15 protein-coding genes are annotated in these 17,380 nt (G+C 62.8%); 7 read left to right on the top strand and 8 right to left on the bottom strand.

The annotated features are described in order from the left end of the window. Positions 1 to 32: 32 nt before the first annotated feature. On the bottom strand, positions 33 to 929 hold the full coding sequence (locus HHL09_RS25595) for a hypothetical protein (RefSeq protein WP_169457496.1): 897 nt from the start codon (positions 927 to 929) through the stop codon (positions 33 to 35). Next, complete coding sequence (locus HHL09_RS25590) at positions 926 to 1,519, bottom strand: hypothetical protein (protein WP_169457495.1); 594 nt, start codon at positions 1,517 to 1,519, stop codon at positions 926 to 928. Before HHL09_RS25590 ends, HHL09_RS25595 begins: the two co-directional genes overlap by 4 nt. 224 nt (positions 1,520 to 1,743) lie before the next feature. Between HHL09_RS25590 and HHL09_RS25585 the strand changes: the two genes are divergently transcribed. Genes HHL09_RS25585 through HHL09_RS25575 form a run of 3 tightly spaced genes read left to right on the top strand, consistent with a single transcriptional unit; the run spans position 1,744 to position 5,468 of the window. Further along, a complete protein-coding gene (locus tag HHL09_RS25585; protein ID WP_169457494.1) occupies positions 1,744 to 2,406 on the top strand; it encodes an RNA polymerase sigma factor in 663 nt (220 codons plus the stop codon). Continuing rightward, positions 2,393 to 5,068, top strand: a complete 2,676-nt coding sequence (locus HHL09_RS25580) for an SUMF1/EgtB/PvdO family nonheme iron enzyme (protein WP_169457493.1) — start codon at positions 2,393 to 2,395, stop codon at positions 5,066 to 5,068. Before HHL09_RS25585 ends, HHL09_RS25580 begins: the two co-directional genes overlap by 14 nt. Next, complete coding sequence (locus HHL09_RS25575; protein ID WP_169457492.1) at positions 5,061 to 5,468, top strand: OsmC family protein; 408 nt, start codon at positions 5,061 to 5,063, stop codon at positions 5,466 to 5,468. Before HHL09_RS25580 ends, HHL09_RS25575 begins: the two co-directional genes overlap by 8 nt. Positions 5,469 to 5,807: 339 nt before the next feature. Here HHL09_RS25575 and HHL09_RS25570 read toward each other — a convergent pair whose 3' ends face one another. The 3 genes from HHL09_RS25570 to HHL09_RS25560 form a co-directional block, all read right to left on the bottom strand. After that, entirely contained in the window at positions 5,808 to 7,106 is a 1,299-nt protein-coding gene (locus tag HHL09_RS25570; RefSeq protein WP_169457491.1) for a hypothetical protein, read from the bottom strand. A gap of 69 nt (positions 7,107 to 7,175) precedes the next feature. Beyond that, positions 7,176 to 8,033: a tRNA (adenosine(37)-N6)-dimethylallyltransferase MiaA gene (gene miaA, locus HHL09_RS25565; RefSeq protein ID WP_169457490.1), complete on the bottom strand. Its 858-nt coding sequence runs from the start codon at positions 8,031 to 8,033 to the stop codon at positions 7,176 to 7,178. Positions 8,034 to 8,088: 55 nt separating this feature from the next. Next, positions 8,089 to 9,195: a hypothetical protein gene (locus HHL09_RS25560; protein ID WP_169457489.1), complete on the bottom strand. Its 1,107-nt coding sequence runs from the start codon at positions 9,193 to 9,195 to the stop codon at positions 8,089 to 8,091. A gap of 271 nt (positions 9,196 to 9,466) precedes the next feature. Here HHL09_RS25560 and HHL09_RS25555 point away from each other — a divergent pair, with 271 nt between their 5' ends. Then, positions 9,467 to 9,829, top strand: coding sequence for a hypothetical protein (locus tag HHL09_RS25555; RefSeq protein WP_169457488.1), 363 nt, complete (start codon positions 9,467 to 9,469; stop codon positions 9,827 to 9,829). 151 nt (positions 9,830 to 9,980) lie between these two features. On the opposite strand, the gene HHL09_RS25550 is transcribed toward HHL09_RS25555, so the two are convergent. Next, the gene (locus tag HHL09_RS25550) at positions 9,981 to 10,775 is read right to left on the bottom strand and encodes an RNA recognition motif domain-containing protein (protein WP_169457487.1); all 795 of its coding nucleotides are present in this window, start codon (positions 10,773 to 10,775) and stop codon (positions 9,981 to 9,983) included. Between the two features lie 570 nt (positions 10,776 to 11,345). After that, positions 11,346 to 12,527 carry an autotransporter outer membrane beta-barrel domain-containing protein gene (locus HHL09_RS25545; protein ID WP_169457486.1) on the bottom strand — a complete coding sequence of 394 codons (1,182 nt, stop codon included), beginning with the start codon at positions 12,525 to 12,527 and terminating at the stop codon, positions 11,346 to 11,348. Between the two features lie 165 nt (positions 12,528 to 12,692). Between HHL09_RS25545 and HHL09_RS25540 the strand changes: the two genes are divergently transcribed. Both HHL09_RS25540 and HHL09_RS25535 read left to right on the top strand, forming a co-directional pair. Beyond that, on the top strand, positions 12,693 to 13,646 hold the full coding sequence (locus HHL09_RS25540; RefSeq protein WP_169457485.1) for a D-alanyl-D-alanine carboxypeptidase family protein: 954 nt from the start codon (positions 12,693 to 12,695) through the stop codon (positions 13,644 to 13,646). Between the two features lie 55 nt (positions 13,647 to 13,701). Then, complete coding sequence (locus tag HHL09_RS25535; RefSeq protein WP_169457484.1) at positions 13,702 to 14,775, top strand: 6-phosphofructokinase; 1,074 nt, start codon at positions 13,702 to 13,704, stop codon at positions 14,773 to 14,775. 86 nt (positions 14,776 to 14,861) lie between these two features. Here the strand turns inward: HHL09_RS25535 and HHL09_RS25530 are convergent, their stop codons facing one another. Further along, the gene (locus HHL09_RS25530) at positions 14,862 to 15,296 is read right to left on the bottom strand and encodes a hypothetical protein (RefSeq protein WP_169457483.1); all 435 of its coding nucleotides are present in this window, start codon (positions 15,294 to 15,296) and stop codon (positions 14,862 to 14,864) included. Positions 15,297 to 15,533: 237 nt separating this feature from the next. Between HHL09_RS25530 and HHL09_RS25525 the strand changes: the two genes are divergently transcribed. Further along, positions 15,534 to 17,135: a peroxidase family protein gene (locus tag HHL09_RS25525; protein WP_169457482.1), complete on the top strand. Its 1,602-nt coding sequence runs from the start codon at positions 15,534 to 15,536 to the stop codon at positions 17,133 to 17,135. The last annotated feature ends 245 nt before the right edge of the window (positions 17,136 to 17,380 follow it).

Genomic DNA, 17,380 nt, shown 5'->3' with positions numbered 1-17,380 from the left:
GGACGGATCCCGTGATGGTCACCGGACCTATTTCAATTTCCCGCGGGCGCGGCCGGCGAGTGGATCAGCAGGCACTCTTCCAGCACCGGCTGCAGCTCCTTCAGGAGCGGCTGGCCCTGCACGAAGGGGCTGCGGTAGCGGCTCTCGATCCGGCGCAGCGCGAAATCGAGGTCGGCCTTTACCAGATCATTGATCTCCCCGCGGACCACTGCCACGAGGTAGCAGAAGTGGCCCGGGCGCACCACGGTGCGGCGGCCTTCCCCGAGTTCGAACCCGATCTGCAGGACGCCGCTCTCATCCTTCACACGCAGCGCCAGCTGGCGGGCGAAGGAGCCCACCTTCCGAGCATGGGCGTGCCGCACGGGGTCCGTACTGGCATAGGAGACCAGCGAAAGGCGATCGCGATCCAAGAGATACACCTCCTCCACGTGGAAGCGGCGGATCTTGTCAGCCAGCACCTCCTCATAGCTGCGGCTGCTGAAAAGCGCCTGGAAACGCCACAGCATGCGGTGCGCGAAGTCCGGATCCTGGAAGGGCCCGGATTGATGCTCGGCCAGCGCGCGGCGGAAGGTCGCACGGAGGATCGCTTCGAAGGCCGGATCATCCTGAAAGCCCGTCGAGGAAAGCCCGGCAGGCACCAGCGGCAGGATCGCCGCGGCCAGATCGGCATCGGTGAAGTCCGGCTGCTCCGGCGTGGCGGGCGGCTTCGGTGCTCCCGGAGGATGGGATGGCTTGCGCTCGGGATGATGAGCCTCCCGCTTGGGCAGCGGTGCGTAGCTTCCCAGCGGTGGCAGCGAGAAGGGCCGCTGCTCCCGCGCTGGCGTCGTGCCACCGGAGACGGGGAGATTTCCCACCGGGATGGAGCTTTCCTCGGACTGCATCAGCGAGGGCGGAAAGGGAAGGGGCAGGGGGGGAAGTATGCTGGTCATGCGGCACCTCCCGTGGGTTTTCCGATGTGAAGTTCAGCCGCATCGGCGATCGCGCGGGCAGCCTCGGCCAGTTGGGCGAAGGACGCTTGGAGCCGCTTTTGCAGCGAGCCCTCCTGATCCTTGCCCTCCAGTTTCTCGCGGACCCAGGCGCGGGTCTTCTCGAGTTCCCCGCGGAGCTCGCCGATGAGGTATTGCTCGCGCTCCTGCAGGTGCTGGCGGAAGCCGGTATTCCAGTGCTCCAGCCACAGCGTGATCCGCTGTTCCAGCACGGCCTGCGCTTCCACGCCATTGTCGGAGCGGTTCCGCGCGGCGGCTTGGATCTGGGTGGCCAGACGATGGGTCTCCTCGACCCGGCGCGCGCGCTCGACATCGATCTCATCCCGGAGCTCTTGAAGCTTCAGGTCATGGCGTTGCTCGAAGTTCGCCAAGCGGATTTCAAACACGTCTTCGTTCGCAACCGTGGGCAATGGGCGCAAATTCGCCTCAAGCCGCTCCAGGCGACGTTCCACGCTCTCCATCTGTCGACCGACAAGGATCTCTCGGATCCTCTCGACTTGGCGTGAGGGATTGGTTTCGGGGGGGCTGGGCATGGGGGGACCTGCTCCGTGGGTGTTCCGGGAAGGGGGATTTCCGGAAGGGAGAAAGTAACAAACAGCAGCAGAGGCTATGCCGCAGAAACGCTCGTTGTAAATGCGAACCTTGTTAGTTCGCTTTTCTTAAATATCTCGACCTCGTAAATTTTTTTCGTTGGAACCACGGGACTTGCAAAACTCCGTGAAAGACACCCTTGCACGGGTATGGTAAGGGGGAGCCGATGTCCGACCAAGAGTACGACAAGGAGCGCGATCAGGTGCTCGCAGCAGCCTACGAAAAGACCCGCAAGAGCCTTATCGCACGGCTGGACAATTGGGAGGACCAGAAGACCTGGGATGAATTCTATCAGACCTACTGGCGCCTGATTTACGCCGTGGCCATCAAGGCCGGACTGCGTCCGGACGAGGCGCACGATTGCGTGCAGGAGACCGTCCTTTCCATCGCCAAGCAGAGCAAAAAGAAGCTTTACGATCCCGAGCAAGGCTCCTTCAAAACATGGCTCATGAACATGACCCGCTGGCGGATCAACGACCAGTTCCGCAAGCGGAAGAAGGACACTGCCATGACCGGCGGCGAATGGGAGGATGACCGCAAGACCGCGGTGATCGATCGCTTCGAGGACCCGAAGGGCGACCTGCTGGCCCGCCTCTGGGATGTGGAATGGAAAAAGAATGTCGCCGACGCCGCTTTAGCCCGTGTGAAGGCTCAGGTCTCTCCCAAGCAGTATCAGATTTTCGATTGCTACGTGGTCCGCCAGTGGGATGCCAAGAAGGTGCAGGATCAGCTGAACGTAAGCATGGCACAGGTGTATCTGGCGAAGCACCGCGTGGGTGCCGTATTGAAAAAGGAACTCGCCCGCTTGGAGGAGGATGTCGACGAGTAGTCCGCGCCCGGATCCGGTCATACCTGACCATGAGGTCCTGCGGAAAGTGGGCGGCGGCGCCTATGGCGAAGTGTGGATGGCACGCGGCGTCACCGGCGCCTTGCGTGCCGTGAAGGTGGTCTACCGGGAAGACTTCGATGACGAGCGGAGCTTCGAGCGCGAGTTCGAGGGCATCCTCAAGTTCGAGCCGATTTCCCGGGATCACCCGGGGATGGTAAATATCCTCCACGTCGGCCGCAGCCCGGACCAGGTCTCCTTCTACTACTATGTGATGGAGCTCGGCGACGACGTGATCGCCGGGCGGGATATCAATCCCATCGAATACGAGGCACGCACCCTGCGCAGCGATTTCAAGCGCACGCCCGGCCAGCGGCTGGAGACGGACTTCTGCATCGATGTGGGCGTGCGTCTCGCCGAGGCCCTCCGCCACCTCCATGACAATGGCCTGGCTCACCGCGACGTGAAGCCGGCGAACGTCATCTTCGTGGCGGGGAAGGCGAAGCTCGCGGACATCGGCCTGGTGGCCGCACGCGGGCAGCGGACCTTCGTCGGCACGGAAGGCTTCGTCCCGCCGGAAGGCCCGGGATCCGCCCAGGCGGACGTGTATAGCCTCGGAAAGGTGCTCTACGAGATCGCCAGCGGAAAGGACCGCATGGACTTCCCGGAGCTGCCGGATGACCTGCCGACCGGCCCGGAGCGGAAACGCTGGCAGGCGCTGAACCAGATCATCTGTGATATCTGCGAGCCGCAGCTTTCGAAGCGCCGCATCTCCAGCGCGGGCGATCTTGCCGATGCCTTGCGCTGGCTGCAGGAGGGCAAGCGCCGCCGCCGCCGCCGTCCGGTGGGCGCCCTGATCGCCACGCTTCTCACCAGCGCGGTGCTGGTCTTCGGCGCATGGGAATCTTTCAAGGGCAGCGCGTGGAATGCGCTGATGGATAACTTCGGCCCGCAGGGCATCCCGCAGAAACAGCAGAACCCCGGACCCGCGAAGGAGGAATGGGGCTCCATCAAGATCCTCACCAACTCGCCGGGCGCGAAGGTCTACGATGAGTCCGGCCGCTTGTCGCCTTCCGATACACCCACCGAGGCACTCAATGTGCCGGTCGGGAAGCCAGTGACTTTCCGGATCGAGAAGGAAGGCTTCCGCACCGAGTATCTCAGCTTCGTGGTACCGGAGTCCGCCGCCACGGAGACGGAGATCAAGAACGTGGAGCTGAAGGTGGACGCCCCGCCGCTGCCCGCGCTCATGTGGCAGGACCACCTGGGACAACGCTACCGGCCACTGGAGAAGGGCCATGAGAGCGACAGGTATGTCGGCGCGGAGGAGTGGGAGAAGTATCGCGCGGAGAAACAGCCGCCGGCCGATGTCGCGGAGTTCGTCGAGGTCGACGAGCCTAACAACGTCAAACGGAAGATCGCGCTCACCAGCAAGGGCGAGGCGCAGGCCTTCTGCTACTGGCTCGCCACAAAGGGGATCGAGGGAGGCTACCTGACGGACCAGTACGATGTAGTGCCCCTGATGGACGAGGGCTTCAACCATCCCGGCATGAGCGAGCGCGCGAAGCAGCAAGGCATGCGCCCCTTCCGCTGCTGGGTGCAGACCATTGATTTCGCGACGATCCATCTGGATACGGAGCCGGCAGGCGCGGAGATCTTCGTGAAGGCCTCCGACTCGACCTTCAACAACTCCGCCGGGAAGACCAATGGCATGCTGACCATCGGCTCGCTGAAGCCGGGGAAAACCGAGCTGCTGGTGGTGCTGGAAGGCTACAAGCCGCTGACAGAGGAGGTCACGCTGTCACCCGGACAGATCCTTCCGCTGAAGCTGAAGCTGGAGCTGAACAACAGCGTGGTGATGGACCGCCCTTGGGAGAACGGCCTGGGCATGCGCTTCGTGCCGGTGGACCGCGAGTTCATGGCCTGCATCTGGGAGACCCGGGTGAAGGACTATGATGCCTACCTGGCCGACCCCGAGTCGCATGCGGTGCGCTATCCCCCGGAAGGCCTGATCCAAGGGCCGGAACATCCGGTGGTGAACGTTTCCCGCGAGGATGCGGAGCGCTTTTGCAAATGGCTCACCGCCCGCGAGATCAAGCAGGAGCGCATCAGCAGCGTGCACGTTTATCGCCTGCCGACCGACCTGGAGTGGAGCCTGCTGGCCGGGACGATCGAGGATCCGGATGCCTCGCCCGCGAAGCGCGAGCAGCAGATCGAGAAGGTCTTCCCCTGGGGCATCGAGTGGCCGCCGCCGCAGCTGCCGGACAAGGTCGGAAACTTCGCGGATAGCGCGGCCACGAAGATGCCGGGGATTTCCTCGGATCGCATCATCGCGGGCTATGACGATGGCTTCGAGGCGACTGCGCCGGTGGGGAATTTCGCGCCGAACAAGCTGGGTCTCTACGATCTGGCCGGGAACGTGAACGAATGGGTCTCCGATGACTATAGTAGCATCTCGCTGACCCGCTACGGCGTGCTGCGCGGCGGGGCCTGGAACACCTACCTGAAGGCGAACCTTTACACCGGCTACCGGAACCCGCAGCCGAAGGAAGTCCGCGGCATGGAGTTCCGGGATATTCTCTCCGGCTTCCGCATCGTGCTTGCCAAGGATACGCCGAAGCAGGAAACAGCGCCGAACGAAATCAACGACGACGACAATGGTTGAGATCAAGATCGACTATCAGGGCGACCTTCACTGCCGCGCCATCCACGGACCTTCGCAAACCGTGCTGGAGACCGACGCCCCGGTGGATAACAACGGCCGCGGCGAATCCTTTTCGCCCACCGACCTCGTCGCCACCGCGCTGGGCGTCTGCATGGCCACCGTGATGGGCATCGTCGCGAAGCGGAAGGAGATCCCGCTGGAAGGCATGAAGGTCACCGTGAAGAAGCACATGTCCACCGACACCCCGCGCCGCATCGCGAAGCTGGAAGTCGACATCGAAGTGCCGCTTCCCGCCGATCATCCGGAGCGCAAGCTCCTCGAAGCCACCGGCAATGGCTGCCCCGTCCACCAGAGCCTGCACCCGGACGTGGTCCAAGAGATCCGCTGGCACTGGCAGTGAGGCCTCCTCTCGGCCCCTAACGAGGCGACCGGGAGATAGCCCAGGGTAAGCGCTGCACCACATCCCTTTTGGAGCCCCAACGGGCCACCGGGAGATAGCCCAAGGCAAGCGCGCACCACATCCTCTTTCGAGCCCCAACGGGGAGGTAGGGAGATCGCCCAAGGCAAGCGCACACCAAATCCTCTTTCGAGCCCCAACGGGGCGGTAGGGAGATAGCCCAGGGTAAGCGCGCAGCGCGCAACCCTGGGTAGCCACGGGAAAGCGACCGCACCCTGAAGGGGGGCGAGGGACGCCCCTACGTTCTCGCGTCTCCCCATTCGTCGAATAACCCGCCAGCCCTCAGTTCTTCCTCTTGGGAATCCGCAGTCCTTCCAGCTTCGCATCCGAAAACACCGGATCATCGGGAAGCTTCAAGATCCCGCCTTCTCCAATCACAAAGGGCTTCCCGCTGACCGGCTCGACCGGAGGCTCTTCACCAAGCGCGATTGCCAGCGCCGCATCCGTCATGACCTTTTCGATCTGTTGGAGCGCCCAGCCTTTCGCGACCCCCTCGATCAGTCCGTGGGTGAGCATCCTGAAGTGCTCCTGATCCTCCGCGCTAAGTCCGAGCGGCAGAGCCACTGTGACATCGGGCGGCGGCGCGAGCATGTCCCGGAGGCTCGCCTTGTCCCAATGCTGTGCGAGTTCCGATGAAGCCCTCGTGTAGCTTTCGGCGATCAGTTCCGGCTGTTTCAGGAAGCTGGGAGGGACGTCGCTGATCAACCGATCTCCTCCCAGCAGGGTGGGGAGCAGATAGTTCTCCGACATGATTTGCCAATCGCCCCGGGCGAAAAGCCCGAAGGAGCCTGGAACCTGCGGATCATCGGAGATCAACTTGCGGAACTGTTGCAAGGTCGCGGCATCCGCGTCCGCAATCGCATCCCCAACCATGAAATCCAGGATTCTCGCACGGGTCCCTGCGGCAGACACCATCGCGAGATAGGTGGGTGTCTCGACGTCTTCCAGATGCCTCGCGCTGCCGATCAACGATTGCAGTGCTTCGATGGCATCCGCCCCGTTTCCCTGATCCAGTGCATGCCGGGCATAGGCCAGGAGCAGGGGTGCCAAATTGCCGGCGAACTGCTGGTTCTCCGCGAGGCGTGCGCTATCGATGCCAGTCGTCGAATGATCCGGAAGCAGGCCCAAGGCGATGATCTTGTCCAATAGCTCTTGATTCGCATCGAGCCACTTGCCGACTCGCGCAGCATCCCATGGCTTATCCCCTTCAATGATGCCCTTGATGTCCTCGGGTAACGCGAAGGAGTTTCCGACCATCTTTCCATTCGCCCGGCATTCCTCAATGAACGCAAGCCACTGGAGATAGCCATTGTCCTCCGCCGCCACTTGTCGGGCGCTCAGTGCCATCTCGGGATGATCCTCCAGCAGCCGCTGTTGCCAGGCTTTCGCCTTGTCCCTGATCTCCTTTTTGCTCGGGCGCGGCCCACCACGGTCCGATACCTTGCCCTCTGCGGACTCGGCGGATTCAACCTGCATACCGGTCTTCGTAGAGGCCGAATTTTTCTCGCGATAAGCCCAGATTCCCACCGCAGGAATCATGATCAGGGCAAGGAGGATCCCATGGCTGCGATTTATCTTCATGGTTGAAGGAGTGTTACCGGGAAAACTCCGCGAACCGGGACTTTCGTCTCCAACGGCGGCCCGGATCCTTCACTCGCTCTTCAACCACTTCTCGCGGCGGAACCACGTCTCCTGCCGTTTCGCATACTGGCGCGTCGCGGCATTGATCAATTCCTCACACTCCACCAGGTCGATCTCGCCCGCGAGATGACGCCGGATTTCCCCAAGCCCGATGGCCTTCTCCAGCCCGGGTGCTGCATCTGTTAGAGCGGCGACTTCCTCGATCGCGCCGCCCTTCAGCATCGCACGTGTCCGCTTCGCGATCCGCTCATGAAGCGCCGGCCGGTCACGCAGCACCAACTCGCCACGCAGCTTCGACTCGCGCGCGGCGCTAGCCTGCTCCCAATCATCGCGCAGGCTCGAACAAGGCACGCCTGCGAGGATGCATACCTCGAGCGCCCGCGAAACATAGCGGCGGTTGTTGAGATCCGTGCGCGCCGCCTCCACCGGATCGACCGCCTGCAAACGGCTCACCAGTTCGGTCAGGCTTAGTGCCTCCAGCTCTTCCCTCAGCACCGGATCACCGGGCGGCAGAGGAGAGGGACCATGCGAGAGGAACTTCAGGTAAAGCCCGGAACCTCCCGTGATGACCGGCGTCTTGCCCCGCGATAGCAACTCGTCGATGACCGGTAGCACCATGCGCAGCCAGGCCATGGCATCGACCGGCTCCGCGGGGGAAAGCACCCCGTAGAGATGGTGCGGTGCCTTGCCGAGGTCCTCCTGCGGAGGGGCCGCAGTGAGCACCTCCACGCCACGATAGAGCTGGAAGGCATCGGCATTCACGATCTCCCCGTCCAACTCCGCAGCCAGCTCCAGCGCACGCGCGCTCTTGCCCGCGGCGGTGGGACCGCAGACGAAGAAAAGCTGCTCGGGCGGAGGCAAGATCACGCGCGCCTTTTCCGATAGGCGGGAAAGGGATGCGAATGTTTTCTCGGGCCGCCCTTTATTCCGACACCTCCACCACTTGGAAGAAGCGCTTCGGATCCACGGTCTTATTGATCGGGTAGCTGAAATCCAGTACGGCCCCGGTGCCCGGCATGCCGGTTGGCAGCACTTGCCAATGCTGGAGGTCGGTCGAGGTGGCCAAGCGGTAATGTTTCCCGACTTGGGTCTCGAAGTTCACCGTCGCCTGGTTCGTGCCGGCGTTGAAGCTGGTGATCTTCGCGGGTTGCTGGAGCAGCGCGGAATCCGCCATCAGGGGATAACCCATCGCCCGCAGGAAATTCAGGTCCGTATCGACGTAGGTGCTCCAGGTCGGGTGATCATTCGCATAAGCGATTCCCTTGATGTGGCTGAAATCGATGTAGCTGACGTTGGTATTGCTGTCCTTGAAGGCGATCGGAGCCATCGGGACCACCCGGCCTTGGCGATCGCGGGCCTCGAAATAGAGGCCGGTTTGGAAGGTCGTTGTCCAGTTGGCGGGCAGCGGGAAATTGTTGATCGTGTAGCCGAAGTTCGCGGGATTGAAGTTTCCCAGCACCGGCTGGCCATTGGAGTCCCGGTAAAGCAGGTCCGCCACCGAGGCCAGGGTCAGCTCACCCCGCGTGTCGTCGTTCGAGGAGAAGAAGACTTGGCTGGCGCAGCCGAAGGCATGATGCATCTCATGCCGGCCCAGGCCACGGATATTCGAAATGAGGCTCGCGGAGTTGCCCCCGTAGAGGGTCGCCACGTCGAGGTTCCAGTTGATCGTGACGTCGGAAGCCGCAGCGGGATTGGTGATCCCTTTCACGACGATCAGCCACAGGCCCGGCGCGCGGACGACATTTCCGGTCGCAGGGTCTTGATACCAATCGGCCCAGCTGCTGCCAGCGGAGGCATAGGTGTTCGCGACGGCATCGTCGGTGATGCGGACGCGAGCCGTGGCGTCGCTGTTGAACAAGGCGCCGACGTCATTGAGGAAGGCCACCATCTCCGTGCGGGCCCCAGCGGACCAGCTTTCGGTGAACCATTTGCTACCGGCTTCGAACTCGGGGACGAATTGGATGCCAGCTTGGGCAGGGAGGAGGAGGGCGGCGGAAAGGGCGAGAAAAGACAGGGATGAACGGTACATGGGTGAGGGGGAATCAGGGGAACAGCAGGGGGGTGAATTTGCCCGGAGGGTGGGACCTCCGGACGACTGCCGGGCGATTCCTAGCACGGACGGAATGTCAAGGCGAGGGAGAAGAATCGGGGAAATCACTCATCCTCAATCCTGCCCCGGGGCGTCCCGAGGCCTTCCGCCGCGGCAACGCGGACCTATGTTCCAACTGTGTCACATGGCACGGGCGGTCCCGGGTTGATCAGGGGAAAGGGGCATGTAGGCCTCTGTCGCAGCCACACCCATGGACCCGCAGCCCGGCCATTTCGACACTCGCAGCGATGCGATCGCCTATCTCCTCGCCCTGCCCCCGACGCGGGTGATCGGGCTCCCGAAGCACCCGCAGGAGGGAGCGGAGAGGAGCCTCGAGATCGCGGCGCTGGAGGCATTCACGGAGCAGACTGCGGATGAGTTCGGCCTCGCCAGGAAGCGCTGGGAATGGACGGCGGGCGATCTGGTCACCGAGCTTGTCGTCGGCTGCGAGGCCTACCTGATGGACTCGGACTCCAAGGTGGAAGTGGTGAAGGTTTACCGGAACGGAGACGTGGGCGTGCGGCTGGAAGACGGGGAAATGAATTCCGTGCCGGTGTACGAGCTGGAGTTCTGAGGGCACCGCTTTCCAAGTCCAAAGGGGGGACCGCTTTCCCTTTCCATGTCTCACCGCGCAGGCCAGCCCGCCTGATGATTTTTCCCCCAACAAAAAAGCCCCGTCCGCGGTGAGCGGACGGGGCCGGGAATGATCTTCAGTCGGGAGCTGCTCAGGCGGCAGGCTCCGATTCGTTGGAGGGCGCGGCAGGAGCAGACGGCGCGGAAGGGGCAGCAGGTGCCGCTTCGACGGTCTCTTCCTTCACGGCATCTTCGTGCTCCTTGGTCTTGGCTCCGCTCACCACGAGCTTGCGGCCCATGAAGAACTGGTCGTGGAGGACTTCCACGGCACGCTTGGCTTCCTCGACATTCAGCATGTCGACAAAGCCGTAGCCCTTCGACTTGTGGGTGCGGCGGTTGTAGACGATCTCGACGTTACGGACGGTGCCCACGCCCTTGAAGAGATCCTTCAGATCTTCTTCGCTGGCATCGTAGGACAGGTTGCCGAGGTAGATCCGCTGGCTTCCCACTTCGGTCTTCTCGGGGCTGCGGCGTTCGCGTGGTTCACGCGGTTCGCGCGGCTCCCGTTGTTCACCTTGGCGGGCGTTGCGGGTATTCGACTTCACTTCGCGTGGCGGTCCTTCTTCGAACCTCACGCTTTCTTTCTTCGCCGGACGCGGCGGACGGACGGGCTCCTTGTAGAGGCCGAAGATCTTGAGGATCTTCTGCCACAGGGTCAGCGGAGCGGGCTTGTACTCCTTGCGTGGCGGGCGCGGGCCGCGGTCTTCGCGGTTCTGGCGGCCGCCCTGGTGCTGGGAGCGGTTGTGGTTGTTGTGTTGGTTGCTGTTGCTACCTTCGTCGTTGCCGCCGTTCTTGGTCCGGTTGCGATTCCGGCCTCTCCCTCCACGGGAGCGATTTCTGCGGCGTTCTCCTCCGGCGCCTCTGGTATCAGGTGTGGCGTTGGACATGTTTTGCTTTCGGTTATCGGGCCGGGCATGCGACGGCTGGCAGCCGCCCGCGATCGGGCGGGGCTGCGGGCTCGACCTGCCGGTCCGGGCCTCCGGTTTTATGGTGCCGGGGAAATCCGCCGCTCAAAGCGGGACGGGCGGAGATCCAAAAGACCCGGGACTGGCGGTTATCGCGCGCTGGGCCCGGTTTGGCAGGCTTTTCCGCGGTGTTCCCGCGTCCGCCGGAGTCCGATTGCGCCCCGCCCAAGCGGAGCGCTGCTGCCAAAATCAGCGTTTTGGCCGGCGGCGGGCAGCCGGATAAAGACCCCGGATCTGCCTGACGCAGGGCAGTTTACGGGAATGGGGGCCCCATGGCAAGGCGGGATCCCAGAAAGTCTGGGAGGATCTCCGGGCAGGGAAAGGGGACCGAGAACCCCCGATCCAATCACGCATCCCGCCCAAGAAGAAGCCCTCGTCCCTGGAAAAAATGCGGGAACGAGGGCAAACGGAGCGATTCCAGGAACTTATGGGGAATCCGCAGGCATCTCCCCCAATTTGGAAATGCCCGCGGCCCCCTGTCCTTGCTGGCCGTCAGCGCCGCCGGCGGATCCCAAGAATTCCGGCAGTGCCCAGCAGGAGAATCCCGAACGATGGCTCCGGCACGATCAGCGTGCGGGTGCCGTCGAAGGTCGCGGTGGTATCCTGGACCTTGTTGAACCAAGACTCGTTGAGCAGGGCGGTGGCATCGCCGTCCACATAGAGACGGCCGCCGGTGAAATTGAAGACGCCGAGGCCGTTTCCATTCACCAGGCTATCCACCGAGAGGGTGCCACCGGAGAGATTCACCGTGCCGACCCCCGTGAAGGTGCTGCGGCCCAGCGAAAGCAGGCCATCGAGGGTCATCGAGCCGCCGCTGATCGACAGCAGCCCGTTGTCGCTTTCCCCGAGGTAGAATGCGGTGCCGCCCGTGATATCGAGGGTGCCGCCGGTGAGGATCACTCGGGAGTTCAGGCCGCCTGAAGCACCCTGACCCACGCGGAACTCCGTGTAGTTGTTGAAGGACACCGAACCGGTGGTGATCTCGATCCCGGAGTTCCGGGAAACGCGGACCTCGGAGGTGTTCGCTCCGGTCTTGGTGAAGTTCGCGCTGCCGCCGGTGACCTTGAAGAGATCTCCCGTGGCCGAACCGATGGCCGCCGAGTTGTTCCCGCCGGTTTCACCGCCCTTGCCGAACCAGACACCGCGCAGCGGCAGGTCCGTCCAGGTAGCGGTGGAGGTCACGCTCAGGAGACCGCCGGAAAGGTAGTAGGCGCTGCCGGATTGGTTGATGTTGTTGTCGGAGAGCTGCCAGCCGCGGGACAGCGTGGAGCTGATGCTGCCCCCGCTCTGATTGATGGTGCCCACCGCCCCGGCACCGGCGATGAAGTATTCGCCGGAGTGGGTGAAGGTCCCGCCATTCATGTTGAAAGCACCCGTATTCAGGAAGCGGCCTTGGCCTCCCGAATTCAGGGTGACATTGGCGGTACCGCCGATGGTGGTGTAGCCGGCGCCGCGGCGGTCCCAGTTGCCACTGGGGACATTGGCCGTGCCGCTAAGGATCTCGACGTCGGTGCCGACCGCTGGCGTCCCGTTGGGGTTCCAGTTTCCGGCGGTGTTGTAATTGCTATCCACAGCGCCGGTCCAGGTGGACGCAGCGTGGGCGAGGGGAGTGCAGGCGAGCGCTGCGCAGAGGAGTGCCGGACGACCGGCAACAAGGGGGTTCGTGGGCTTCACGGGAGGTAGGCAGGATGGTTTTTTGAAACGGGACCGCATTGACTGCCGCTGCCCAAAATAAGTTTAGTGAGCTTTCGTGATTATTTTTCGGCCTCCTCCCGTCTGCGTTTGTGACGGTTCTCCGCTTGCCCCGTGGGACCGGACAGCTAGAGTCCGCCCCGGCCCATGATGCGCGCGTTTTTCCTATCGATCCTTGCTCTTTTCTCCGCCGTGGCCTCCGCCCAGCAGGGCGAAGCTTATATGGTGGTGGAGGCGAACTCCGGAAAGGTCCTGATGGCGGCGAATTCCGTCGTGCAGCGTCCGGTCGCGAGTCTGACCAAAATTGCCACCTGTGTGATCGCGGTCGATTGGGCGGATGCCACCGGCACCGACCTCAGCCAAGTGACCGCCACCGTGCCACCCGCGGCCCTCGCGATCGGCGGACCGAATCCCCTGAACCTTCAGGTAGGGGACTCCATGAGCGTGCGCGATGCCCTTTACTCCGCGATGCTCGGCTCGGACAACATCGCGGCCATGACCGTGGCCAACTACGTGGGCGGCGAAATGCTGCGCGCCCGCGGCAAGACCGGTGACCCGGTCGCGGCCTTCGTCGGGGAGATGAATGAACTCGGCAAGGCGATCGGCCTGCTGAAGACCCGCTTCGGCAATCCACACGGCTTGGAAGTCGGCAAGCAGCGCTGCACTTCCACCGCCGCGGACATCGCGAAGCTTTCCATCTATGCGATGCGCAAGCCGGGCGTGACCTTCATTTCCCGCCAGAAAGAACGCCAGGTCACCGTGAATGGCGCGGGCGGCAAGCGCGGCTACAAGATCCAGAACACGAACGAACTCATCGGCGAGCCGAACATCCTCGGCCTGAAGACCGGCACGACCGGTGCGGCAGGTCCCTGCGTGAGCGTCTCCGTCGAGCGCGACCCGCTCGTCCGCGAAAAAGCCGACGGCGAAAAAGCTGTCACACCACGGCGCTTGATCATCGTGGTGCTCAATAATCCGGACCGCTTCAACCGCGCCCGAGGCTTCATCAATCCGGGCTGGGCGGCCTTCGACCGATGGGTCGCTGCGGGCGCTCCGATCGAGAATAAAGCCAAGGAAATCTTGGACGTTCCGAACCCGCGCTAAAAATGGCGCGATTTTGACTTATCGAACCGAATTTAACACTCCACACCCACTCGCGATGCGCATCGGTATTCTTAACAGCGGGGGCGACTGCCCCGGACTCAATGCAGTGATCCACGGTGTCGTGGGAGCAGCCAGCCAGCTCGGCTGGGAGGTGATCGGATTCAAGGACGGCTTCGAAGGCTTGCTGCCGCCGGGCGACTACAAGGTGCTGAAGCCACAGGATACCCTCGGGATCCTCAAACTGGGCGGAACCATTCTCGGCACCACCAACAAGGGCCACTTCGCCGCCAAGGTCGGCAAGGGCGACATCGCCGAAGTGCCGGCTGATATCGTGGCGAAGGCCAAGCGCACCATGGACCAGCTGGAGATCCGCGCGCTCGTCATCGTCGGCGGCGACGGCTCCCTGACCACCGGCCTGCAGCTTTACCGTGAAGGCTGGCCGGTCATCGGCGTGCCGAAGACCATCGACAACGACCTTCGCGCGACCGCGATGACCTTCGGCTTCGACAGTGCCGTGAGCACGGTGGTCGATGGCCTTGATCGACTGCACACCACGGCGGAGAGCCACAAGCGCATCATGGTGCTGGAAGTGATGGGCCGCCACGCGGGCTGGATCGCCCTCTGGGGTGGCATCGCCGGTGGTGCGGACGTGATCCTGCTTCCGGAAATTCCTTTTGATACCGAGAAGGTGGCGGAGTTCATCAAGAACCGGGATTCCCAAGGTCACCACAGCACGCTCGTGGTGGTGGCGGAAGGTGCGCACCTGCCGGATGGCGAGCTCGCGACCATCGCGGAGAACGCTGGCGGCGAAGTCCGCCTCGGTGGTATCGGTGACATCATCGCCCGCCGCCTCGAGTCGCTCACCGGCAAGGAAACCCGCTCCTGCACCCTCGGTCACCTCCAGCGCGGTGGTGCCCCGACGGCGCTCGACAGGATCCTTGGCACCCGCTTCGGCGTGATGGCCGTGAAGCTGGCCGAGGAAGGCCGCTTCGGCCGCATGGTCAGCTATCAAGCCTACCACGTCGACTCTGTGCCGATCGAGGAAGCCGTGAACCAGCTCCGCCTCGTCGAGCCCGATGGCGAAATGGTCAAGGCCGCCAAGGCCGTGGGCATCTGCCTCGGCGACTGAGCTCCGGCTTGCACCGATTGAATTTGAGAAGGCCGGTGGTGAAAGCCACCGGCTTTTTTCGTGGGCAAATGCTCGAAATGCGTCCCTCAGGGGATCGCATTCTGCGCTTCCTTCCCCTCACGGAGAATCCGGATCAATTCCTTCCAATCCTTGGAAGTGAATCGCTGGCGATTGATCTCCATGCCCTTCTCCGCGCCTTCCGCGTCGTAGTGATAGATCCAGAGCGACGAGCCCTCCTCGCTGACCGCCTTGATCGAGCCAAACGGGATCCGGTCCACCGTCCAATGCTGGCTGGGCCAGAACCGGAGGCCTTCATCGTCCAGCTCCAAGCTGCAATCCGGCTCCTTCCGGAAACGGTATTGCAGCACGCACCAGTGAACAAACATCGCCGCAGGCCAGATCCACAGGATCGGGTGGGACGACTGGCGTCCCCAGCTCAGCCACAGCACGCAGCCCAGCAGCGCCACGATCAAATAGATCTGCTGCGGACTATTCTCCATGCGTTTCAGCGCGAAGGTCATCGAGAGGGTGTGAGCTGAAGGGATAAGGCCGCAGCAGGGCGGATAGGTCAATCTTACAGTTATCTCGTGACTCTCGTTTCTCGAAACAACAGATCGTGCAACTTGCTCATTTATAGAAGCGAACCCGGGATCAGATAGGATATTTCCCTAAACTTGAAAGGCTGACTATTCGGATATTCCCACTTACGACATGTGAGCTGTTCTAATTCTAGAACGACAAAACCATTACTAGAAATCATGTCGCCAGAAGATCCCACTCCTCCTACGGGCGGCTGCCCTTACTCCCATGGCAGCACGGCTGGAACCCCGCCGCCCCGCGGTTGTGCCTCCCGCCGTCACGGCTCCTACCCTCATGACATCGTCCCTCCCCGTTCCAAGTATTTCGACTCCGGTCGCTTCGGCCGGATCTTTGGGGAACTCCCGCCCTTCGCCTCGGACACCCCGCAATTGCGCGCCGGCCTGATCGAAATCGGGAAGATCGGCGGGATCATGGATGCCCAGGACAACCTGGCGGATCCGAAGAACCTGATCACCGACGAGAACCTCCAGGTCAACAATCAGAACAATCCGAAGATGACCGCGGGAATGACCTTCCTCGGCCAATTCCTCGATCACGATATGACCTTCGATCCGACCTCCAGCCTCGAGCGCCAAGCGGACCCGGAGCAGATCGCGAACTTCCGCACGCCGACCCTCGCACTGGACAATCTCTACGGTGCCGGACCCGGAGGCAGTCCCCACCTCTATGATCGGACGAAACCCATCAAGTTCCTCGTCGAGCCGATACCGGATTCCGGCACGCCGCTGCGCTACGATATCCCGAGGAATAGCCAGAGCATCGCGCTGATCGGAGACCCGCGGAATGACGAGAACCTCATCGTCTCCCAGCTCCATCTCGCCTTCCTGCGCTTCCACAATGCCGTGGTGGATGACTTCGTCGCCAGCCCCGCCGCCGCCGGGCTCAGCATGGATGAGATCTTCGCGGAGGCCCAGCGGATCGTGCGCTGGCACTACCAATGGATCATCGTCCATGAGTTCCTCCGCCTCACCTGCGGTGCCTCCACCGTGAAGGACATCCTGAAGAACGGCCGGAAGTTCTACGACTGGAATAAGGAACCCTACATCCCGGTGGAGTTCTCCGTGGCCTGCTACCGCTTCGGTCACAGCCAGGTCCGTCCTTCGTATCGCTCGAACTTCACGGGCGCCAGCGATGGCGGCCAGCTCTTCCAGTTCATCTTCAAGGCGACGGAAGACCACAGCAGCCCGGAGAATGACGACCTCTCCGGATCGGCACGTGCCAAGTGGCGCTTCATCGATTGGCGGACCTTCTTCGACTTCAAGGACAGCAATGTCCGCCGGAACAAGAAGATCGACACCAAGCTCTCCACGCCGCTCTTCCAGCTCCCCGGCTCGGTCGTGCCAAATCCCGATCCGCGCACGAATCCCCAGAGCTTGGCCACCCGGAACCTCCTGCGGCACCTGACCTTCTCGCTGCCGTCCGGCCAGAAGATCGCGGCGACCATGAAGGCGAAGCTTCCCTCGCTCACCGTGATGGAGGATTCCGACTTCGAGGAATTGAAGCCCTACGGCATGCACAATCGCACGCCGCTCTGGTACTACATCCTGAAGGAAGCAGAGGTCCAGGAAGCGGGTGAGCACCTCGGCTCCGTCGGCGGCCGCATCGTCGCGGAGGTCTTCATCGGCCTGCTCCAGGGGGACAAGCAGTCCTACCTGAGCCAAGATCCGGATTGGAAACCCTTCCTGACCACCATCGACTCCGGGAAGACCGGGGAGGACTTCACCATGGTGGACCTGCTGCGCTTCGCCGGCGTCGCCTGATCGAGATCAAAACGGGGAGCGGGGAGGGGCGATGTCGCCTCTCCCTGTTTCTCTTCCCACAGGGCTCATCCCTTCAGCAGCCGTGCGGGAGGACTTGGGTGCGCTCCAGAATCAGGGCCTGAAGTTCTCCCCGGTTCTCCTTGGAGAATAGCCGCCGCTCCAGCTCCACGACGTGCTCCTCGACATCCTGCTGCTGGGAAGTGCAGGAGGATCCCGCTGTTCTCCACGCGTCGTCCCAGCAGGGC

Origin of the sequence: Luteolibacter luteus, assembly GCF_012913485.1 — a bacterium.
Lineage (GTDB): Bacteria > Verrucomicrobiota > Verrucomicrobiia > Verrucomicrobiales > Akkermansiaceae > Haloferula > Haloferula lutea.
The sequence above is the reverse complement of the archived record's forward strand: the minus strand, read 5'-3'. Positions and strand labels throughout refer to the sequence as shown.